This is a genomic window from Sphingomonas sp. MMS24-J13, from assembly GCF_044905095.1.
Classification (GTDB): domain Bacteria; phylum Pseudomonadota; class Alphaproteobacteria; order Sphingomonadales; family Sphingomonadaceae; genus Sphingomonas_I.
Map to the genome: position 1 here is coordinate 510268 of NZ_CP173258.1, position 21172 is coordinate 531439.

General features: G+C 65.3%; 19 protein-coding genes and 1 pseudogene. 12 read left to right on the top strand and 8 right to left on the bottom strand.

What is annotated here, in order from left to right; all coding sequences use genetic code 11:
* Positions 1 to 265: 265 nt before the first annotated feature.
* The 3 genes from AB4Z44_RS02395 to AB4Z44_RS02405 all read right to left on the bottom strand — a co-directional run bounded on the left by AB4Z44_RS02395 (position 266) and on the right by AB4Z44_RS02405 (position 2809).
* Positions 266 to 925: a COQ9 family protein gene (locus AB4Z44_RS02395; protein WP_404712485.1), complete on the bottom strand. Its 660-nt coding sequence runs from the start codon at positions 923 to 925 to the stop codon at positions 266 to 268.
* Complete coding sequence (locus AB4Z44_RS02400; RefSeq protein WP_404712486.1) at positions 922 to 1863, bottom strand: DMT family transporter; 942 nt, start codon at positions 1861 to 1863, stop codon at positions 922 to 924. The genes AB4Z44_RS02395 and AB4Z44_RS02400 overlap by 4 nt, the downstream gene beginning before the upstream one ends.
* A 193-nt stretch (positions 1864 to 2056) precedes the next feature.
* A complete protein-coding gene (locus tag AB4Z44_RS02405) occupies positions 2057 to 2809 on the bottom strand; it encodes a sterol desaturase family protein (protein WP_404712487.1) in 753 nt (250 codons plus the stop codon).
* A 45-nt stretch (positions 2810 to 2854) separates the two neighbouring features.
* On the opposite strand from AB4Z44_RS02405, the gene crtY reads away from it, so the two are divergent.
* Genes crtY through AB4Z44_RS02425 form a run of 4 tightly spaced genes read left to right on the top strand, consistent with a single transcriptional unit; the run spans position 2855 to position 7009 of the window.
* Complete coding sequence (gene crtY, locus AB4Z44_RS02410) at positions 2855 to 4009, top strand: lycopene beta-cyclase CrtY (protein ID WP_404712488.1); 1155 nt, start codon at positions 2855 to 2857, stop codon at positions 4007 to 4009.
* Positions 4006 to 5499, top strand: coding sequence for a phytoene desaturase (locus AB4Z44_RS02415; RefSeq protein WP_404712489.1), 1494 nt, complete (start codon positions 4006 to 4008; stop codon positions 5497 to 5499). Before crtY ends, AB4Z44_RS02415 begins: the two co-directional genes overlap by 4 nt.
* Entirely contained in the window at positions 5496 to 6077 is a 582-nt protein-coding gene (locus AB4Z44_RS02420) for a TIGR00730 family Rossman fold protein (protein WP_404712490.1), read from the top strand. The genes AB4Z44_RS02415 and AB4Z44_RS02420 overlap by 4 nt, the downstream gene beginning before the upstream one ends.
* Positions 6074 to 7009 (top strand): phytoene/squalene synthase family protein, encoded by a 936-nt coding sequence (locus tag AB4Z44_RS02425; protein ID WP_404712491.1) that lies wholly within the window; start codon positions 6074 to 6076, stop codon positions 7007 to 7009. The genes AB4Z44_RS02420 and AB4Z44_RS02425 overlap by 4 nt, the downstream gene beginning before the upstream one ends.
* On the opposite strand, the gene AB4Z44_RS02430 is transcribed toward AB4Z44_RS02425, so the two are convergent.
* Positions 7006 to 7503 (bottom strand): sterol desaturase family protein, encoded by a 498-nt coding sequence (locus AB4Z44_RS02430; protein ID WP_404712492.1) that lies wholly within the window; start codon positions 7501 to 7503, stop codon positions 7006 to 7008. The genes AB4Z44_RS02425 and AB4Z44_RS02430 overlap by 4 nt on opposite strands.
* 68 nt (positions 7504 to 7571) lie before the next feature.
* Between AB4Z44_RS02430 and AB4Z44_RS02435 the strand changes: the two genes are divergently transcribed.
* From AB4Z44_RS02435 to AB4Z44_RS02470, 8 genes and pseudogenes are all read left to right on the top strand, one after another.
* The gene (locus tag AB4Z44_RS02435; protein ID WP_404712493.1) at positions 7572 to 7904 is read left to right on the top strand and encodes a hypothetical protein; all 333 of its coding nucleotides are present in this window, start codon (positions 7572 to 7574) and stop codon (positions 7902 to 7904) included.
* Positions 7905 to 7975: 71 nt separating this feature from the next.
* Positions 7976 to 9175, top strand: coding sequence for an ADP-forming succinate--CoA ligase subunit beta (gene sucC, locus AB4Z44_RS02440; RefSeq protein WP_404712494.1), 1200 nt, complete (start codon positions 7976 to 7978; stop codon positions 9173 to 9175).
* 102 nt (positions 9176 to 9277) lie between these two features.
* Positions 9278 to 10027: an electron transfer flavoprotein subunit beta/FixA family protein gene (locus tag AB4Z44_RS02445; protein ID WP_404712495.1), complete on the top strand. Its 750-nt coding sequence runs from the start codon at positions 9278 to 9280 to the stop codon at positions 10025 to 10027.
* Positions 10024 to 10958, top strand: a pseudogene (locus AB4Z44_RS02450) (electron transfer flavoprotein subunit alpha/FixB family protein). Before AB4Z44_RS02445 ends, AB4Z44_RS02450 begins: the two are co-directional and overlap by 4 nt.
* Before the next feature lie 177 nt (positions 10959 to 11135).
* The gene (locus AB4Z44_RS02455) at positions 11136 to 12593 is read left to right on the top strand and encodes a diguanylate cyclase (RefSeq protein ID WP_404712496.1); all 1458 of its coding nucleotides are present in this window, start codon (positions 11136 to 11138) and stop codon (positions 12591 to 12593) included.
* Positions 12594 to 12835: 242 nt separating this feature from the next.
* Positions 12836 to 14830, top strand: a complete 1995-nt coding sequence (thrS, locus tag AB4Z44_RS02460; RefSeq protein WP_404712497.1) for a threonine--tRNA ligase — start codon at positions 12836 to 12838, stop codon at positions 14828 to 14830.
* The gene (locus AB4Z44_RS02465; protein ID WP_404712498.1) at positions 14830 to 15192 is read left to right on the top strand and encodes a putative quinol monooxygenase; all 363 of its coding nucleotides are present in this window, start codon (positions 14830 to 14832) and stop codon (positions 15190 to 15192) included. Before thrS ends, AB4Z44_RS02465 begins: the two co-directional genes overlap by 1 nt.
* Positions 15193 to 15197: 5 nt before the next feature.
* Positions 15198 to 15716 carry a cyclodeaminase/cyclohydrolase family protein gene (locus AB4Z44_RS02470; protein WP_404712499.1) on the top strand — a complete coding sequence of 173 codons (519 nt, stop codon included), beginning with the start codon at positions 15198 to 15200 and terminating at the stop codon, positions 15714 to 15716.
* Between the two features lie 90 nt (positions 15717 to 15806).
* On the opposite strand, the gene AB4Z44_RS02475 is transcribed toward AB4Z44_RS02470, so the two are convergent.
* The 4 genes from AB4Z44_RS02475 to serA all read right to left on the bottom strand — a co-directional run bounded on the left by AB4Z44_RS02475 (position 15807) and on the right by serA (position 21140).
* Complete coding sequence (locus tag AB4Z44_RS02475; protein ID WP_404712500.1) at positions 15807 to 17093, bottom strand: adenylosuccinate synthase; 1287 nt, start codon at positions 17091 to 17093, stop codon at positions 15807 to 15809.
* A gap of 46 nt (positions 17094 to 17139) precedes the next feature.
* On the bottom strand, positions 17140 to 18264 hold the full coding sequence (locus AB4Z44_RS02480; protein ID WP_404712501.1) for an ATP phosphoribosyltransferase regulatory subunit: 1125 nt from the start codon (positions 18262 to 18264) through the stop codon (positions 17140 to 17142).
* 39 nt (positions 18265 to 18303) lie between these two features.
* Complete coding sequence (locus AB4Z44_RS02485) at positions 18304 to 19500, bottom strand: DUF418 domain-containing protein (RefSeq protein ID WP_404712502.1); 1197 nt, start codon at positions 19498 to 19500, stop codon at positions 18304 to 18306.
* Between the two features lie 62 nt (positions 19501 to 19562).
* Positions 19563 to 21140, bottom strand: a complete 1578-nt coding sequence (serA, locus tag AB4Z44_RS02490) for a phosphoglycerate dehydrogenase (RefSeq protein WP_404712503.1) — start codon at positions 21138 to 21140, stop codon at positions 19563 to 19565.
* Positions 21141 to 21172: the final 32 nt, after the last annotated feature.

The following is a 21172-nucleotide window of genomic DNA, read 5'->3' on the forward strand; positions in this document are numbered from 1 at the left end:
CGATCGTTTTCGATCGCGGCCTTGTTGCGTCTTGTCATGAGTGCCCGCCCTCTCCACGCTCGCCGGTCCCGAGCGCAGTCGAGGGATAGCGAGCATCGAGCTCTCGACCGCCGCAAGGCAGGCGTTCAGGACAAACCTCATGCCTTCGGCATGCAGTCGAGATGCGATGGCTTGAACCTACCGCTCGAACAAGACGCGCCTCGACTTCGCTCGGCGCTGCGGGTCCCTCGACTACGCTCGGGACGAGCGGATTGGGTGGAGTTGCTTACCGCGCTGGGTAGCGCAGCCGCCCCAGGAACCGCGCCACGTTGAAATGCTGGTCGGGATCGGGCTTCAGCTGCGCCTTCAATTTCTCGAACCGCATCACGTTCTCGATCCGGCGATTGAGGAACGCGCGCGTGTCGCTCGAACCCTCGCTCTCGTCGTCGAGGAAGATCAGCAGGGTCGAACCGTAAACGCCTGCCAAGGTCAGGCGCTTGCTGTAATGCGCGAAGCCGGTCGCCTCGTCACCCGCCAGCCGCCACATCGTGTCGGCCGCGCGCCAGGCGAGCTTCGCGCCGGTCGTCGCGTTCCCCGGCCGTGCCAATATGGCGAGGGCGCGCCGTAGCGCCTCCTTGTAGGGCGCCGCCGCTTCGATCCGCGCCCATACCAGGCTGGCGATCCGCTCGCGGATTCGCATCGCCTTCAGCCGTTCGGGCGGGAGGGCCGTCGCCATCGCCCGATCGATCGACGCAAACCACGCATCGATCATCTGCGTCGCGCCTTCGGGGAAAGCCAGCCGCGCGCGATCGGCCGGCACGCCCAAGGTCCGCGCGGCGGCGGCCAAAGCGGTCTCGCTCCAGCCATCGAATACGGCCTCGGCGGCGAGCGGTTTAGCGAGCGCATCGCGCAACTCATCAAGCGTCATGTCGAGCGGGGGAATCATGCCGCGGAGCTTAGGCCGTTCCGCTCTTCCGGCAAAGGCCGCCGTGCGTCGCGCACCAGCAGCACCGCCAGCCCGATCGCGACGCCGCCGATCAGATCGAAAACCGTCAGCCGTTCACCATAAACGATCCAGCCGATCGCCGAGCCGACGATCGGCTGGGTCAGCAGCATCAGCCCGACGACGATCGGTGGCACCCGGTTGACCGCGAACAGGATCATGCCCTGGCCGATGATCTGGCTGCCGAACGTGAGCAGCACGAGTGGGGTCCAGTCGTCGGGCCAGACATGTTCGCCGAGGCCGAGCGATGCCAGCAGCAGGAACGGTGCGCCGGCCGCGGCCGACAGGATCATGATCGTGATTGGCCCGATCCGGCTGCGGACCCGATCGATCGCGATCAGATAGCCGGTGTAGAGCAAGCCGGCGAGGATGCAGAGCAGGTCCCCGACGATATTGCGCGTCGAGAGTTCGTAGGATCGCCCGAGCAACAGGATCGCGCCGAGAGACGCAAGTGCGATAGCCAGCGCCTGCCGCCGGCTCGGCCAATGCCGCGCGACGAGGAAGCCGTAGATCGGAAACAGGATCGCTGTGACGTTGCCGAACAAGGTGGCGTTGGCGAGCCGCGTATGGAGGATGCCGACGTGCCATGCGCCAAGATCGGCCGCGAAGAACAGGCCCGATGCCATGGCGATCAGGAATGGTCCGAGCCAGGCGGCCGGGCGGGATTCGCCCGCGCGTGCGCCGATCAACAGCAGGATCGGCAACGCCAGCGTCACCCGCCAGAAGGCGGCCGCGACCGGCCCGATATGCGACGCGCTCTGTGCCAGCCTGACCAGCCAAGGCCCGCATGCCAGCGCGACGTTGCCGCCTAGCAACGCGGGTACGGCAAGACGAGTCAGCAGCCCTTCGTCAGAGCGGATGCGGGCGAAGGGCCGGGACATAGTCCGCCTGTACCGCAATGCGTCCGTCAAACCACCCTCCGCCGCAACGCAAAAAAAGGGCCGATCTGACGACCGGCCCATGAAAGTTTTAGGAGAGGATGCCTGAAAGGCCCGTTCCTTATGTCGCTGGCGAACATGACAATCAAGTGACTTTGTTGCAGTGCAAGATGCAATAAATGCAATCAAGAGCGCTTCAGGTTGATCTGCGCTCATGCTGCGTTGCAGCATCAAAGGTGCCAAGCCCTTGATCGGTCGCGCATATCCTATCCCAGATCCGGAAATAGAGACCGTAATTGCAGCGATAGTCGCGATGGTGGCGCTGATGGTGACTCGCGGTGATCAACCAGCGCCCTGCGGGGCCGTATACGAGCCCGCGCGGGAAGGCTTCCCACCCCATATGGTTGGTCACCCCCATCACGGTCATGATCGTCAGTACCGTTCCCAGCATGGCGACATGAATCGGAATCACGAACACCAAAGCGGGGATCACGATCGCGCCGGTCAGCGCTTCCAGCGGATGGAAACTCATCGCCGCCCAGGCGGTCGGCGGGCGGCTGGCATGGTGGACGGCATGCATCACGCGGAACAGGCGCGGGGCGTGCATCGCCCGATGCGTCCAGTAGAACCATGTGTCGTGCGCAAACAGGTAGGCGAGCAGCGACAGCGGCATCCACCACAAGGGGTATGCCTGTGGGTCCGTATAAATGCGCGTCCAGCCATGCGCGCGCCAGCCCCAGGCGACGATGCCAGCGGGCACGCCGTAGATGGCAGCCGAGGCCAGACTCCAGCCGATCTCGCGCACGATCTGGCGGCGCTGGCCGGCATAGAGGCCGGGGCGCTTCAGGCGCGTGGCAAAGGCAAAGCCGCCGCTTGCCGCCAGATAGCGCAGGCCGACGATCAGGCTCATCACCACGGCGGCGAACAGGATCGAGGGGAGGGCGGCCATAAGCCCGCTATAGTGCGGATGCGTCCGGACGGGTAGGGAGACGCGATGGACGTACCGACCCGCACCGACCTGCTGATCGTTGGCGGAGGGCTTGCCGGCGGACTCATCGCGCTGGCGCTCCACCAGCAACGGCCCGATCTGGCGGTGACGATCCTGGAGCGCGATGCGACGCTCGGCGGTAACCATATCTGGTCGTTCTTCGATGGCGATATCGCGCCGGCGCATCGGGCATTGGTCGATCCGCTGATCTGCCACCGCTGGCAGGGCAATGACGTCGCCTTCCCCCGATATCGCCGCACCTTGAAGGGGGGCTACAATTCGATCGAATCGGAGCGGTTCGATGCGGTCGTGCGTGCCACACTGCCGCCGGGGGCGATCGTCGCCGGACGCAGCGTGGTCGAAATCGGCCCGACGGGCGCGCTGCTCGCCGACGGGCAGCGGATCGAAGCCCAAGGTGTGATCGATGCGCGCGGTTTCGCCGATCGTTCGACGCTCGATCTGGGCTGGCAGAAGTTCGTCGGGCGGCTGCTGCGGCTGTCACAACCGCATGGCCTCGAACGTCCGGTGATCATGGATGCGACGGTCGATCAGACGCTCGGCTATCGCTTCGTCTACCTGCTGCCGTTCGATACGCACCGCCTGTTCGTCGAGGACACTTATTATAACGAGATGCCCGATGTGGACGCGGCGCGGATCGGCGACCGGATCCTCGATTATGTCTTCGCGCGCGGCTGGAGCGTGGCCGAAATCGAGCGCGAGGAGGTGGCGGCGCTGCCGATCGCCTGTGGCGGCGATTTCGATCGTCTGTGGCCCGCCGATGCTGGCGTCGCGCGGGTCGGCATGGCGGCGGGGCTGTTTCAGCCGATGACGGGCTATTCGCTGCCCGATGCGGTTCGCACCGCAGATCTGGTGGCGGGTGCGCGCGATCTTTCGTCGACCGCGCTGGTAACTCTGCTGCGCCAGCACGCCCGTGACGCGTGGGAAAAGCGCGGCTTTTACCGGCTGCTGGCGCGGATGCTGTTCCGGGCGGCCGATCCGGCCGAGCGCTATCGCCTGCTCGAACGCTTCTACCGTCTCGACGAAAGCCTGATCGCGCGCTTCTACGCCGGCCGATCCACCTGGGCGGACAAGGCGCGCATCCTGATCGGCAAACCGCCGGTGCCCTTGCGCCGTGCCCTCGCCGTGCTCAGAGAGAGATGATGGCAATCGCAAACAGGACGGCAGCGGTAATTGGCGCCGGTTTCGGCGGGCTCGCGCTCGCGATCCGGCTGCAATCGGCGGGCATCGCCACCACCGTGATCGAGGCGCGCGACAAGCCGGGTGGTCGCGCTTACGTCTGGGAGCGCGACGGTTTCACCTTCGATGCCGGGCCCACGGTGATCACCGATCCGGCCTGCCTCGAGGAATTGTGGGGCCTGAGCGGGCAGAGGCTGGCGGACGATGTCACGCTCATGCCGGTCAGCCCCTTCTACCGGCTTAATTGGCCCGACGGCACGATGTTCGATTATTCGAACGACGAACCGGCCTTGCGCGCGGCGATCGCCGGTCTCAACCCGGACGACGTCGCGGGCTATGCGAAGTTTCTCGATTATGCCGCGGGCGTCTATCGCGAAGGCTATGTGAAGCTCGGCCATGTCGCCTTCCTCGATTTTGCGTCGATGATCCGCGCCGCCCCCAGCCTTGCGCGCTATCAGGCGTGGCGTTCGGTCTATTCGGTCGTGTCCTCGTTCGTGAAGGACGAGCGGCTTAGGCAGGCGTTGAGCTTCCATACGCTCCTGGTCGGCGGCAATCCGATGACGACCAGTTCGATCTACGCCCTGATCCACAAGCTGGAGAAGGCCGGCGGCGTGTGGTTCGCCAAGGGCGGCACCAATGCGTTGGTGCGCGGGATGGTGGCCTTGTTCGAACGGCTCGGCGGCACGGTGCGGCTGGGCGATCCGGTCGCCGAGATCGAAACGCGCGGCGATCGCGCTACGGCCGTGCGCACGCAGGGCGGCTGGCGGCAGGAGTTCGACGCGGTCGCCTCCAATGCCGATGTCATGCATTCCTATCGCGATCTGCTCGGCGGCAGCGCGCGCGGGCGCAAGGTGGCGGGCAAGCTGGCGGGCAAGCGCTTCTCGCCCTCGCTCTTCCTGGTCCACTTCGGGGTGCGCGGATCGTGGCCAGGCATCCCGCACCACATGATCCTGTTCGGGCCGCGCTACGAAGGCCTGCTGTCCGACATCTACAAGAATGGCGTCGTGCCGGCCGATTTCTCGCTCTACCTCCACCACCCGACAGTGACCGATCCGAGCCTCGCGCCCGAAGGCCATTCGAGCTTCTATGCGCTGGCGCCCGTGCCGCACCTCGGCAAGCTGCCGCTCGATTGGGAAAGCTTCCAGGAAAGCTATGCCGATCGCATCATCGCGGAGATCGAGCGCCGGCTGATGCCGGGGCTGCGCGAGCGGATCGTCACGCGCTTCCACTATACGCCGGTCGATTTTGCGCGCGATCTGAACGCGCATCTCGGCTCGGCCTTCAGCCTCGAGCCGATCCTCACCCAATCGGCCTGGTTCCGCACTCATAATCGCGACGACGTCATCCCGAACCTTTACTTTGTCGGTGCGGGCACTCATCCGGGCGCCGGAATCCCCGGCGTGGTCGGCTCGGCCAAGGCGACTGCGGCATTGATGCTGGAGGATATGAAGTGAAGCGGCTCGCGGTGTATTGCGGATCGGCCACGCCCGCCGATCCGGTCTATATCGAAACGACCCGCATGGTCGGCAGGGCGCTCGCCGCGCGCGGGATCGGAGTGGTCTATGGCGGCGGCAAGCTCGGGCTGATGGGGGCGATCGCCGACTCGACCTTGGCCGCGGGCGGCGAGGTGATCGGCGTGATCCCCGATGCGCTGGTCAATATGGAGGTGGCGCATAAGGGGCTGACCGAACTCCATATCGTGCGCACGATGCACGAACGCAAGCAGGCTTTCACCGATCTGGCGGATGGATTCCTGACGCTGCCCGGCGGCACCGGCACGATGGACGAATTGTGGGAAGCGTTGAGCTGGGCGCAGCTGGGCTATCATGCCAAGCCGGTGGGGCTGCTCAATGTCGCCGGCTTCTACGATGGCCTGCTGACCTTCGCCGCGCGGATGGGGGAGGTCGGCTTCATCCGCCCGCAGCATCAGAAGCTGCTCATCGCCAGCGACGATCTGGATGATCTGCTGGCGAAGATGGCGGCGCACGTGCCGAGCCGACCGATCGTCAGCATGAAAGCCGAGGACCTTTGACGTTCGACCGCACGGCACTGGTCGCGCACGCGCGCGACAGTATCGCGCGGGGCTCCAAATCCTTCGGCGCCGCTTCGAAGCTGTTCGATCCTGCCATCCGCGAACGCGCGTGGTTGCTCTACGCCTGGTGCCGCGCGTGCGACGATCTCGCCGACGGGCAGGAGATGGGCCATGGCATGACGGCGGTGGCCGATCCGGCTGAACGCCTTGCCACGATTCGCGCGCGCACCGCCGCGGCCCTGGCGGGCGAACCGAGCGGCGATCCGGCGTTCGACGGTTTCGGGATCGTCGCGCGCGAATGCGCGATCCCGCCGGTCTTCGCCGATGCGCTGATCGAGGGTTTCGCGCTCGATACCGCTGCGTGGCGGCCGCGTACCGAGGCCGATCTCTACCAATATTGCTATCATGTCGCGGGCGCGGTCGGGCTGATGATGGCATTGGTGATGGGCGTTTCGCCCGATGACGATGCGACGCTCGATCGCGCCTGCGATCTCGGCCTCGCCTTCCAGCTCGCCAACATCGCGCGCGACATCGTCGAGGATGCGGGAGTCGGCCGTTTCTATGTGCCGTCGGCATGGCTGGACGAGCAGGGCATTCCCATCGATCGCATCGCCGATCCGGCCTTCCGGGACCGCCTGGCAATCCTCGCGCGCCGCCTCGCCGATCGCGCCGCCGCCTATGAAAGCAGCGCGCGTGCCGGAACCCCGGCTTTATCGTGGCGATCGGCCTGGGCGGTGCTGGCGGCGGCGGGCATCTATGGCGATATCGGCCGCGAGGTCGCCCGGCGGGGCGCGCGGGCGTGGGACGAGCGGGTCGGGACGTCGAAAGCGGCCAAGCTCGGCTGGGTTGCGCGAGCGGGTTTTCAGGCGATCGGGCGTGGGCGTTTCGAAGCGAAGCGGTCGGCGAGCCTCTGGACGCGCCCTAAAGCCTAAGGCCGCGCCGGTCGCACGCCTTCGCGCCCGCGCCGCTTGAGTTCGGCCTTCAACGCCTCGGGCGGCGGCGCCCACAGAAAGCCGAAGCTCACCGTACCATGCTTGGTCTCGACCGCATGATGCAGTCGATGCGCCTGGACGATCCGCTTCATATACCTCGATCGTGGCACGAAGCGGCCGGGCAGCCGCTGGTGGACGATCCAGTCGTGAAAGCCGAAATAGATCGCCCCATAAGCGGCAATTCCCGCGCCGATCCAGGTGCAGCCCGGCCACCACCCCAATTGCGCACCGCCGAGGATTAGCACGAACGACGGCACCGCGAAGATCGCGGCATAGAAGTCGTTGAGCTCCCAATTGCCGGTGCGTGGCCGGTGATGGCTCGCATGCAGGAACCAGCCCGGTCCATGCATCACCCAACGATGCGCGACGTAGGCGAAACCCTCCATCGCGACGACGGTGATAAGGAAAAGCAGGAGACCAGCTGGCATCGGCATATTTGCCATACATAGCGTGATGCGCGGCATTCAGCTATTCGTCATCCACCCGGGAGCAGGGCGGCCGGATGTTCCGCGCCATTCTCAAACCCGCTGCCATCCTCTTGCCCCTCGCCTTGCTCGCGGGCTGTGCCGCCAGCCCCGAGCAGCGCGTCCGCGCGGCGTTGATCGATGCCGGGGTCCAGGATGATGTTGCGCATTGCATGGCGCGGCGCATGGTCGAAAAATTGTCGACCGAGCAGCTCCTGGAGCTGAAGCGCCTCGCCTCGCTTGCGAAGCAGGAGGATCCCGACGGGAAGATGACGCCGCGCCGGCTCCTGCGGAAGGTCGAGGCGCTGGGCGACCCGGAGGTCATCGGCGTGACCAGCCGGGCGGCGCTTCGCTGCTATATCATGGGGTGAGGGCTTTGCCTTGCGGCGCAGCATGTGCTTAAGGCGCCCTCATCTCCCGATCCCGATGAGGGCGCGATTCCATGAATATCCACGAATACCAGGCCAAAGAACTGCTCGCCAAGTTCGGCGTCGCCATCCCCGCCGGCCACGCCGCGCTGACCGTCGACGAGGCGGTCGAGGCCGCCAAGCAGCTCCCCGGACCGCTTTACGTCGTCAAGGCACAGATCCATGCCGGCGGCCGCGGCAAGGGCAAGTTCAAGGAATTGGGTCCCGACGCGAAGGGCGGTGTCCGCCTGACCAAGTCGTTTGACGAAGTCCGCGCCGCGGCGGCCGACATGCTCGGCAACACGCTCGTCACGATCCAGACCGGCGAGCATGGCAAGCAGGTCAACCGCCTCTACGTCACCGACGGCGCCGACATCGAGAAGGAATATTACCTCTCGATGCTGGTCGATCGCGCCACCGGCCGCGTCGCCATGGTCGTCTCGACCGAGGGCGGCATGGACATCGAGACGGTCGCTCACGACACGCCCGAGAAGATCCGCACGCTCACCATCGATCCGGCCGAGGGCTTCCAGCCGCATCATGGCCGCGCGGTCGCTTTCGCGCTCAAGCTGACCGGCGATCTCAACAAGCAGGCGGCCAAAGTCGCCGAGCAACTCTACAACGCCTTCATCGCCACCGACATGTCGATGCTGGAAATCAATCCGCTCGTCGAAACCAAGGACGGCAAGATCCTCGTGCTCGACGCCAAGGTGAGCTTCGACTCCAACGCGCTCTACCGCCACAACGACATCCTCGCGCTGCGCGACGAGACCGAGGAGGATCCGGCCGAGGTCGAGGCGTCGAAGTATGACCTCGCCTACATCAAGCTCGACGGCAACATCGGCTGCATGGTCAACGGCGCCGGCCTCGCCATGGCGACGATGGACATCATCAAGCTCAACGGCGCCTTCCCGGCCAACTTCCTCGATGTCGGCGGCGGTGCCAACAAGGAGAAGGTGACCGCGGCGTTCAAGCTGATCCTGAGCGATCCGGCGGTCGAGGGCATCTTGGTGAACATCTTCGGTGGCATCATGCGCTGCGACATCATCGCGGAAGGCATCATCGCTGCGGCGAAGGAAGTGAACCTGCAGGTTCCGCTCGTCGTCCGCCTCGAAGGCACCAATGTCGAGCAGGGCAAGCAGATCCTGGCGGGCTCGGGCCTGCCGATCGTCGCCGCCGACGATCTGGGCGACGCCGCCCGCAAGATCGTCGCGCAGGTCAAGAAGGCAGCATAAGCAAGACTTTTGTCACCCCCGCCCGTGCGGGGGTCCATAAGCTCTCGATCGAAGAGACTGGGGTTCCCGCTGCTGCGGGAACGGCGCGGAGGAGACAGACAGATGAAGATCCTCGTCCCCGTGAAGCGGGTGATCGACTATAATGTTAAGCCGCGCGTCAAGATGGACGGCACCGGCGTCGATCTGACCAACGTCAAGATGAGCATGAACCCGTTCGACGAGATCGCGGTCGAAGAGGCGATCCGGCTCAAGGAGAAGGGCGTCGCAACCGAGGTCGTGGCCGTCTCGATCGGGGTGCAGAAGGCACAGGATACGCTCCGCACCGCGCTCGCCATGGGCGCCGATCGCGCGATCCTGATCATGACCGACCAGGAGGTCGAGCCGCTCGCCGTCGCAAAGCTCTTGAAGGCGGTGATGGACGAGGAAGCGCCCGGTCTGGTCATCCTCGGCAAGCAGGCGATCGACGACGACAGCAACCAGACCGGCCAGATGCTGGCGGCGCTCTCGGGCCGGCCGCAGGGCACGTTCGCGAGCAAGATCGAGGTATCGGGCGATCGCGTCTCCGTGACCCGCGAAGTCGATGGCGGGCTGGAGACGGTGAGCCTGGCGTTGCCGGCGATCGTCACCACCGATCTGCGGCTGAACGAGCCGCGTTATGCCTCGCTGCCCAACATCATGAAGGCGAAGAGCAAGCCGTTGGCGCAGAAGACGCCCGGCGATTACGGCGTGGACATCGCGCCGCGTCTGACCACGCTCAAGGTGGTCGAGCCCGCCAAGCGCCAGGCGGGCATCAAGGTCGGTTCGGTCGACGAACTGGTGGCGAAGCTGAAGGAAATGGGAGTCGCGGCATGAGCGTGCTGGTTCTGGTTGAGCACGGCGAAGGCGCGATCAAGGACGCGACGCTGTCGACGGTCACGGCCGCTACACAGCTTGGCGAGGTCCACGCTCTCGTCTGCGGCTCCGGCGACGAGGCGAAGGCCGCCGCCGACGCGGCCGCCAAGATCGCCGGCGTCGTCAAGGTGCTCCTGGCGGACGATCCGGCCTATGCCGATATGCTGGCCGAGAATGTGGCGCCTTTGGTCGTATCGTTGATGGGCGGCTATGACGCGTTGCTGTGCAACTCCACCTCGATCGGCAAGAATGTCGCGCCACGTGTCGCGGCCTTGCTGGATGTGATGCAGGTTTCGGACATCCTCTCGATCGAAGGTGCCGATACCTTCACCCGCCCGATCTATGCGGGCAACGCGATCGCCACGGTCAAATCGGCGGACGCGAAGAAGGTGCTGACGGTGCGCGGTACCGCATTCGCCAAGGCGGAGGCCGAGGGTGGCAGCGCGAGCGTCGAGGCCGTTTCCGGCAGCGGCGACGCGGGCCTGTCGAGCTTCGTCGGTGCCGAGACTTCCAAATCGGAACGCCCCGAACTCACCTCGGCGAAGATCGTTGTCTCGGGGGGCGTGCGCTGGGATCGTCAGACGATTTCCACAAATATATCGATCCGCTCGCCGACAAGCTCCATGCCGCGGTGGGTGCATCGCGCGCTGCGGTCGATGCGGGCTACGCCCCTAATGATTATCAGGTCGGCCAGACCGGCAAGATCGTGGCGCCCGAAGTCTACGTCGCGATCGGCATTTCGGGTGCGATCCAGCATCTGGCGGGCATGAAGGATTCGAAGACGATCGTCGCCATCAACAAGGATGAGGACGCTCCGATCTTTCAGGTCGCCGATATCGGCCTGGTCGGCGATCTGTTCCAGCTTGTCCCGGAGCTGACGGAAAAATTGTGATCCGGATCGGGGTCTTAGACCTCGATTAACGAATAGGGCGCATAAGCTGTCCGGCACTCTGCTGGAGAGCCTGTGTCGTACCGCCCGCCAGAACCGACCTTAACCTCACGCTATTTCATTCGCATGGTCACGGCGATGGCGCAGCTGTCGAAGCCGCGCGCGTGGATATTTTCAATTATGGGCCTCGCCGGAACGGTTTTGCTCGATCATGCCACCGGCGCGATCCTCAGCCTCAGTTTCCTGTATATTTTTGCCGCTGCGGTGGCGGTTTGGTGCCTTGGCGAACGTTTGGGCCTGATTCTGTCGATCATCGCGATCCTCGTCAGTTCGGTCCTCAAGCATTTCGATTTCGTCGCGATGGCGCATGACGGGCATAGGATCGGTCTGGGCGCTGAGGCGTGGAACACCTTCGCCCGCATTCTCTCGATCGTGCTGGTGGGAATCGTGGTGGACGGCCTGCGAATCGCGCTTGCGCTGGAGCGCTGGCGCGCATCGCATGACGGGCTGACCGGTGCGCTCAACAAGGCGGCTTTTCAGGAGCGGGCCGGCGTGATGGTTCGGCAGGCGCGCGAACAGGGCCGTGCGCTGGTACTCGCTTACATGGATCTGGACGGCTTCAAGGGCGTCAATGATCGCCATGGCCATTCCGCTGGAGATCGCGTGTTGCGTACCTTTGCCGGCGAGGCGGCCAGGCAAATTCGCGGTGCCGATCTTTTCGCACGCGTCGGCGGCGACGAATTCGTAGCCTTGATGGCTGTGCGGTCGTGCGAGGAGGGCGATCAGGTTGCCGAGATGCTCCATGGCAGGCTGACAAACATCCTGCGCGAGACCGGGTTCGCGGTCACCTGCAGCATGGGTGCGTTGGTCTCTTCCAGCGAGATGGTCCATCTCGACGATGGCGGGCTCGAGCTGGCCGATACGTTGATGTACGAGGTCAAGCGGTCGGGCAAGAACGCGCTCCGCATTGCGCGGGGCGGCAGCCTCGAGGCGCGGCTGCATGTTGCCTATCCGCCGATCGTCGACGATGACATGGCCGATATCCTCGCCAGGATCGATCCCCCCAAGGAGGAGGATCCTGTCGAACGGCCGGCACTGCCTAAGCAGAGTTTTTTCTCCCCGGCCCCGCGTCCGATCGACGAGGAAAAGCGGCAGAGCGCGGTCGATGCATCGGGTATCCTGCACGCGTCTCAGGATCCGGAATTGCAGGATATCGTCGCTGCCGGCGCGCGATTGTTCAAGGCGCCGATCGCGGCATTGTCGATCGTCGATCACGATCGGCAGTGGTTTGCCGCCCGCGTGGGACTCGACGCACAGGAAACCTCGCGCGCCGTCTCGTTCTGCGCGCATGCCATCCTGTCGCCTAGCGAATTGCTGGTCGTCCCGGATGCGATGCAGGACGTCCGTTTCTCCGGAAATCCGTTGGTCCAATCCGATCCCAGCATCCGCTTTTACGCGGGGGTGCCGATCATCGGATCGAATGGCCAGCCGCTCGGCGCCTTGTGCGTGATCGATCGCAAGCCGCGCATGGAGGAATTGCCGTTGCAGGAGCTTTCCGCCCTGGCCAATCGTGCCGCAACCAAGATCGCGGCGATTCAGGCCAAGGCGGGCGGGACGGATCTGGCGCTCGCGAGTTGAGCAGGACTGGTCTTCCGAGCCGCATCTGACTATATCACGCGCCATGCAGGCCGTTCTCGCCACGACGAGCACTACCACCACCACCCCGGACCTCCGGGGCGGCTCCGGCCTGCGCGTCACTCGCTGACGTCAAACGCCGGAGGCACCGCCCGGAGACGGGTGAGGCCGGCGTCCGCTCTCCCGTCTTCGGCTTTTCTTCGGGCGCTTGCGCAGGCATAGGCGCGCTTCAACAGGAAAGACGCATGAACCAGATGCTTTCGATCACGCTGCCCGATGGCTCCAACCGCGCGGTTCCGCTCGGCACCACGCCGGCCGATATCGCGGCGGCGATCGGCCCGGGGCTTGCCAAGGCGGCGCTGGCCGCGCGCGTCGACGGCGAGCTGCGCGATCTCAACCGTCCGCTCGAGCAAGACGCCCAATTGGCGCTCGTCACCGCGAAGGACGAGAAGGACGCGCTCGAGCTCGCCCGCCACGATTATGCGCACGTGCTGGCCGAAGCCGTGCAGCATCTTTTCCCCGGCACGCAGATCACCTTCGGTCCCTCGACCGACGACGGTTTCTATTACGATTTCGCCCCCAAGGAGCGCGCCTTCACCGAGGAGGATCTCCCGGCGATCGAGGCGGAGATGCGCCGCATCATCGCGCGCGACGAGAAGCTCGTCCGCGAAGTGTGGGATCGCGACAAGCTGATCGCGCTCTGGAAGGAGCAAGGCGAGACGTTCAAGGCCGAATGGGCCGCCGAGCTGCCGCAGGGCGAGGAACTGACGGTCTATCGCGCCGGCAGCTTTCTCGACATGTGCCGCGGCCCGCATCTGCCCTCGACCGGCAAGCTCGATCCGCAGGCGTTCAAGCTGACGCGCGTGTCGGGCGCCTATTGGCGCGGCGACCAGAAGAACGCGATGCTCAGCCGCGTCTACGGCACCGGCTGGCTCAACAAGAAGCAGCTCGACGCGCACCTGACCCGGCTGGAGGAAGCCGCCAAGCGCGATCATCGCAAGATCGGGCAGGAGATGGACCTGTTCCACCTCCAGTCCGAGGCGCATGGCTCGGTCTTCTGGCACCCGAATGGCTATCTGATCTGGCGCCAGCTGGAGGCCTATATGCGCCGCCGGCTCGACACGGCCGGCTATAGCGAGGTCAAGACGCCGCAGCTGATGGATGCGCGCCAGTGGGAGCAATCGGGCCACTGGGGCAAATATCGCGAAAATATGTTCGTCGTGCCGGACGAGGTGCCGAGCGCGGAGGACGAAGGCCCGATCGTCTCGTCCGACGCCGATCTGATGGCGCTGAAGCCGATGAACTGCCCGGCGCACGTTTTGATCTTCCGCCAGGGCATCAAGTCGTATCGCGATCTGCCGATCCGCATGGCCGAGTTCGGCTGCTGCCACCGCAACGAGGCGCATGGCGCGCTCCACGGCATCATGCGCGTTCGCCAGTTCACGCAGGACGATGCCCACATCTTCGTGCGTGCCGACCAACTCGTGGAAGAGGTGCGGCAGTTCTGCGATCTGCTCGACCTGATCTACAAGGATCTTGGTTTCGACAGCTATGCGATCAAGCTCGCCTTGCGCCCCGAAAAGCGCTTCGGATCGGACGAGATGTGGGACTGGGCCGAGCAATCGCTGCGCGACGCCGTCGCCGCAACCGGCCGCGCGACCGAAGAGTTCGGCTGGGAGGAATTGCCGGGCGAGGGGGCTTTCTATGCGCCCAAGCTCGAATTCCACCTGACCGACGCGATCGGGCGGACGTGGCAGTGCGGGACGCTCCAGACCGATACGGTGCTGCCCGAGCGGCTCGACGCGAGCTATATCGGCGAGGATGGCCAGCGCCATCGCCCGATCATGCTCCATCGCGCCATCCTGGGCACGTTCGAGCGCTTCCTCGGCATATTGATCGAGCATCATGCGGGCCGCTTCCCGCTCTGGCTCGCGCCGGTGCAGGCGGTCGTGCCGACGATCGTCTCGGATGCAGACGATTATGCCGAAGAGGTGGTGTCCAAGCTCCGGAAGGCCGGCATCCGCGCCGAGACCGATACGCGCAACGAGAAAATCAACTACAAGGTACGCGAGCACAGTCTTGCGCGCGTCCCGGCCCTGCTGGTGGTCGGCAAGCGCGAGGCGGAGGAGGGCAAGGTCGCCATTCGCCGGCTCGGGCAGGAGGGGCAGCAGGTGCTGCCGCTCGACGAGGCGATCGCGGCCTTGGTGGCGGAGGCCACTCCGCCCGATCTGCGGGTATGATGCGACGGATTCTCGGGCTGGTGGCGGGTCTCGCACTCGCCACCACGGCACAGGCGGGGACGATGTACGGACTGATCGGTCAGATGAAGGCGCAGCCGGGCAAGCGCTCCGAACTCGCGGCGATCTTGCTGGAGGGAACCGGCGCGATGCCGGGCTGCCTGAGCTACATCGTCGCCGAGGATTTGGAGGACGCCGATACGCTCTGGATCAGCGAAGTGTGGGACAACAAGGCGAGCCATGATGCCTCGCTCAAGCTGCCCGCGGTGCAGGCCGCCATCGCCAAGGGACGCCCGCTGATCGCGGGCTTCGGCAGTCAGACCGAAACCGTCCCGCTGGGCGGATTCGGGCTGGCCGGGCGCTGACGCCGGTGGAGCGGGTAGGGCCGGCCGCGATCGGCGATTTCCTCGCCGCGATCGCCTCGACCGGCCCCGCACCCGGCGCCGGATCGACCGCGGCGGTCAGCCTTGCGCTGGGCATCGCCTGTGCGCGCAAGGCGATGGCGATCACCCTGCAGCACCACCCGGACACGCCCCGCCTGGGCGAGATCGAGGCGCATTTCGGCGGGCTGGGCGAGACGGCGCTGGCCGGGGCCGACGCCGACATGAAGTGCTTCACCGCCTATATCGACGCCTGCCGGCTGTCGCATGACGACCCCGACCGCCCCGCAGCCGAACGCGCGGCGCTGGAGGATCTGGTGGCGGTGGGGCAGAATGTGATCGCCCAGGGCGACGAAGCCAGCCGGATGATCGACGAGATCCGCGCGAGCATCATTCCGATGATGGCGAACGATATTGCCGCGGCGCTGTCGCTGATCGCGGCGGCGCGGACGATTCATGTGTCTTGCACGAATGAGAGCAGACGGGCGTTGGACGCGCTCCCGCAATAAACCGTCATTCCAGCGAAGGCGGGAATCCATATCCTCTGAAGTTCGGAGTTTACGGATTCCCGCCTGCGCGGGAATAACGAAATGGGCTGCTCAATCCCTGAACGGATCGCGCACCAGGATCGTATCCTCGCGTTCGGGGCTGGTCGAAACCAGCGCGACCGGGCACTGGATCAGTTCTTCGATCCGCCGGATATATTTGATCGCCTGTGCCGGCAGTTCGGCCCAGCTGCGCGCGCCCGCGGTCGATTCGCTCCAGCCTTCGATCGTCTCGTAGATCGGCACCGCGGCCTCCTGGTCGCGCGGATGCGGGGGCAGATGGCCATAGCGCTTGCCGTTCAGATCGTAGCCCACGCAGATCTTGAGCTCGTCGAACCCGTCGAGGACGTCCAGCTTGGTGAGCGCGATCCCGGTCACGCCCGACACCGCCACCGCCTGGCGTACCAGCACCGAATCGAACCAGCCGCAGCGGCGCTTGCGCCCGGTAACCGTGCCGAATTCATGCCCGCGCGTGCCGAGCCGCTCGCCGATCTCGTCGGCCAGTTCGGTCGGGAAGGGGCCCGCGCCGACCCTGGTCGTGTACGCCTTGACGATACCGAGAACGAAGCCCGCGCCGTCCGGCCCCAGCCCCGATCCGCTCGCGGCGGTGCCGGCGACGGTGTTGGACGAGGTCACGAACGGATAGGTGCCGTGATCGACGTCGAGCAACGTGCCCTGCGCGCCCTCGAACAGGATGCGGTCGCCCTTCTCCTTGGCTTCGTTGAGCGTCACCCACACCGGCTTGGCGTAGGGCAGCACGAAGTCGGCAATCTCGCGTAACTGTGCCATCAGCGCCTCGCGGTCGATCGGCTCGATGCCGAAGCCGGTGCGCAGCGCATTATGGTGTGCGCACAGCCGGTCGAGCTGCGGGCCGAGATCGTCGAGATGGGCGAGATCGCACACGCGGATCGCGCGACGGCCGACCTTGTCCTCATAGGCCGGGCCGATGCCACGCCGGGTGGTGCCGATCTTGAACTCGCTCGCATCCTCGCGCAGCCCGTCGAGATCGCGGTGGAAGGGCAGGATCAGCGGGCAGGTCTCGGCCAGCAGCAGATTGTCGGGCGTGATCTTGACGCCTTGCGCCTCGAGCTTCGCCACCTCGTCACGGAAATGCCAGGGGTCGAGCACCACGCCGTTGCCGATCACCGACAGGGTGCCGCGCACGACGCCGGAGGGGAGCAACGAAAGCTTGTAGACCTGATTGCCGACGACGAGCGTGTGGCCGGCATTGTGCCCGCCCTGGAAGCGCACGACGACATCGGCCCGGCTCGCGAGCCAGTCGACGATCTTTCCCTTGCCCTCATCGCCCCACTGGGCGCCGATGACGGTGACGTTGGCCATTCACTTGCTTCCTGTTTCAACCGCCCGACTGGAGCGGATCTTTGTGTCAGAGCGGTCTCGGCTGCCCTTCGGTGAGAATGTGCGTGCAGCGATCAGCTTCGTCGTTTTCGGACAGCGCTGCAATCGTCGTCCAGCCCTCACCGCGCAGCGCCGCTGCCGTTGCCGCATCATGGCCGAGTGGCAGGAAAACCCGTCGCGCCGGCTCGACGCCGAGGCCGATATCGACCAGCGGATCGAGATAGAGCGAGAAGCCGACCGCAGCCTCCTCGTGCCCGTCCGGATGGACGATCGTGTAGCTCCCGCCGCGGCCGATCTCGCCTGACAGCAATTCGCCTCTGGGGCCGCGCCCGAACAAAGAGAAGCCGATCCAGGTTTGATATTCGAAGCCGTGTCGCTCGGTCGGATCCAGGGTGAGCGCGATATCGTCTTCGATCGTCGCGGCGATCGCCTCGACCGCGGTCAGCCGGCTGTCGAGCGCCAGCGTTTCGTCGAGTGCACGCAGCCGCTCGAGCGCGCCGTCGATCGGGCCGGCGGCGGTGAGGAAGGGCAGATATTCGGTCGCCCTGGCGGTAACGAGCCCGCCCGCATCCTTGGCATCGAGCAAGGCGCGCACCTCGGCGACGCGATCGGGCGCGATCGGCAGCGGGCCCTTGGCCAAAGTCTCGACCAGATCGGGTAGGGTCAGATCGACGCTGATATCCTTCACCCCGGCGGCCCTGAGCGCGTCGAGGGCGACGCGGAGTATTTCGCTCACCGCCGCGACGCTCTCGCTGCCGATCAGCTCGGCGCCAACCTGGGCCAGTTCGCGTTCGGGGCGGAGCTGGGTCGCGCGCAACTTGATCACCTGCCCGCCATAAGCGAGCCGCAGGGGGCGAGGGCTATGCCCCATGCGGGTCACCGCGATCCGGCCGACCTGCGCCGTCATGTCCGGGCGGAGTGCCAGCATGCGCTGAGAGGCGGGATCGACGATCCGCAGCAGATCTTGCGCGCGGCTCGATTTGAGCCGGCCGACCAGGCTCTCTTCGAACTCGGCGAGCGGGGGCATGACGCGTTCGTAACCGTGTCGCCCGATCGCCACGATCACGCGGTGCATCAGGCGCGACGCGGCTTCGGCCTGCGGCGGCAGGCGGTCACGCAATCCTTCGGGGAGGAGGCCGGGGGCGATGGTCATGTCGGGGCGGGCTTTAGCGGCTTCGCTGCGATGGTCCAGTCATCGCGTCGCCGTGGCGGCCATCACCCGCGCGCGTTTGCGGAAGGGCACGTCGAGCGACAGCTTGGTCGCGACGCGCCAGATCCATTCGAGCGGGCCATAGGCAAAATAGCGGAACCAGATCGTCGCGAAGGCAAGCTGCACGATAAAGGCAAAGACCCCTAGTGCCAGCGATTCTTCCTGCGTGATCCGATCCCATAGATGGAGGCCGAAGCCGTAGAAGATCGGCACGAACACCAGGCTCTGCCCGACATAGAGGGTGAGCGTCATCCGCCCGACGGGCACGAACCGATCGAGGATCCGCCCCGATCCCCACAGCCAAAGCTGGACGAAGCTGAAGAAACAGATCGCGGTACCGGCCAGATCGATCCAGCCGGACACGATCACGTTGGTGAAAAAGACCGGCCCGATGCGATGGCAGCATGTGTGGTCGCGCCAATAGATCAGCGGGTAGAGCGAGAGCAGGGCGATGGCCAGACTGGCCCAGCGCAGCTTCGCGAAACGCGCGGGGTTGAGGAAAAAGCCGCTGCGGCCGGCCGCCAGCCCCATCAGGAACAGGCCGAAAACTTGGAAGATGCGCCCGGTCTCGATGAAATAGGACCATTTGCTGACCTTGCCGGCGACGATATTGGCCTGCACGACCTGCCCGAAGCTGCCCCACAAGGATGGGCGCATCGCGCCGCCGTCGCGATAGAAAAGCGGCTCGGCCCACGCCCAATGCGCATGCTCGTAACCGGCGATGATGCGGACGACGACGAATGGTTGGAGCAGCAGGAAGATCGCGATCCCGGCGAGGACCCTCGACGATTTGATATAATCGAACGGGATCAGGAACAGCCCGGTCACCGCCAGCACGACGATGATCTCGCCGCGATAGACCAGCGCGTGCAGCCAGCCGATCACGCCCAGCACCACCAGCCGCCAGGCGAAACGCAACGCGAAGCTCTCGCCCCGCTGCCGCGCGCTATCCATCATGATGAAGAAGCTGAAGCCGAAGCAGAGCGCCATCAGGCTGAACGATTTGCCCTGGAACAGGAAACGGGTCGTCTCCTGCACCCAGCTCGGATCGGGCCGTGCATTATAGAGTTCGAAATAACCGGTCATGTGGACCAGGAAGAGGCCCATCAGCGCATAGCCGCGGAGAGCGTCCACCATGATCAGGCGCGATGAGGGGGCCTGCATGGTTGCTACGGTCACGGTTACTCCTTGAGAGGGGGACGGCCGCTCCGGATCAGGCCCGGGGCGGCCGAAGTCAAATATTATGCGAAATCGAGCGCCCGGACGGTCTTGACGCCCGGAAGGCTCTTGATCTTCGGAAGCGCCGCATCGACCGGCTGATCGACCGAAAGCAGCAGCACCGCTTCGCCGCCGGCATCGCGCCGGCCGAGATGGAAGGTGCCGATATTGATGCCCGCTTCGCCCAGCGTGGTGCCGAGCCGGCCGATGAAGCCCGGTGCATCCTCGTTGACGATATAGAGCATGCGGCCGGCGAGATCGGCTTCGACCTTGATCCCGAAAATCTCGACCAAGCGCGGCGACGAGTTCGAGAAGAGCGTGCCGGCAACCGAACGCTCGCCCTGGCTGGTCTGGACCGAGACGCGGATCAGGGTGTGATAATCGCCCTCGCGATCATGTCGGACTTCGCGCACGTCGAGCCCGCGCTCCTTCGCCAGGAAGGGTGCGTTGACCATGTTCACCGTGTCCGAATAGACCCGCATCAGGCCCGCCAGCACCGCGCCGGTGATCGGCTTGATGTTGAGATCCGCCGCGGCACCCTCGACCTCGATCGCGATTTTGGTGAGATTGTCGTGGGCGAGCTGGCCGACCAGGCTGCCGAGACGTTCGGCCAGCGCCATGTACGGCTTGATCTTCGGCGCTTCCTCGGCCGAGAGCGACGGCATGTTGAGCGCGTTGGTGACGCCGCCGGTCATCAGGAAATCGGCCATCTGTTCGGCCACCTGGATCGCGACATTGACCTGTGCCTCGGTCGTCGACGCGCCAAGGTGAGGTGTCGAGATGAAGTTGGGCGTACCGAACAAGGGCGATGCCTCGGCTGGCTCCTTGACGAACACGTCGAGCGCGGCACCGGCGATATGCTTGCTGTCGAGGCCGGCCTTGAGCGCCTCCTCGTCGATCAGCCCGCCGCGCGCGCAATTGACGATGCGCACGCCCTTCTTGGTCTTGGCGAGATTCTCGGCGGACAGGATGTTGCGCGTGCTGTCGGTGAGCGGGGTATGGAGCGTGATGAAGTCGGCCCGCGCCAGCAGGTCGTCGAGGCTGACCTTCTCGACGCCGAGCTCGATTGCACGCTCGGGCGTCAGGAAGGGATCGTAGGCGACGACCTTCATGCGCAGTCCGATCGCGCGATCGGCGACGATCGAGCCGATATTGCCGGCGCCGATCAGGCCGAGCACCTTGTTCGTGAGCTCGACCCCCATGAAGCGGTTCTTTTCCCACTTTCCGGCCTGGGTCGAGGCGTCGGCCTCAGGCAACTGGCGGGCAAGCGCGAACATCAGCGCGATCGCATGTTCGGCGGTGGTGATCGAATTGCCGAACGGCGTGTTCATCACGACGATGCCGGCAGCCGATGCGGCCGGGATATCGACATTGTCGACGCCGATTCCGGCACGGCCGATCACTTTCAAATTCTTGGCGGCGGCGATGACATCCTTGGTCACCTTGGTGGCCGAGCGGATGGCGAGCCCGTCATAATCACCGATGATGGCGATCAGTTCTTCCTTGGTCTTGCCGGTGATCTCGTCGACCTCGACGCCGCGCTCGCGGAAGATCTGTGCTGCGCGGGGGTCCATTTTGTCGCTGATAAGTACTTTAGGCATTTCATATTCCTCTGCCGTCGCCCCTGCTCGGG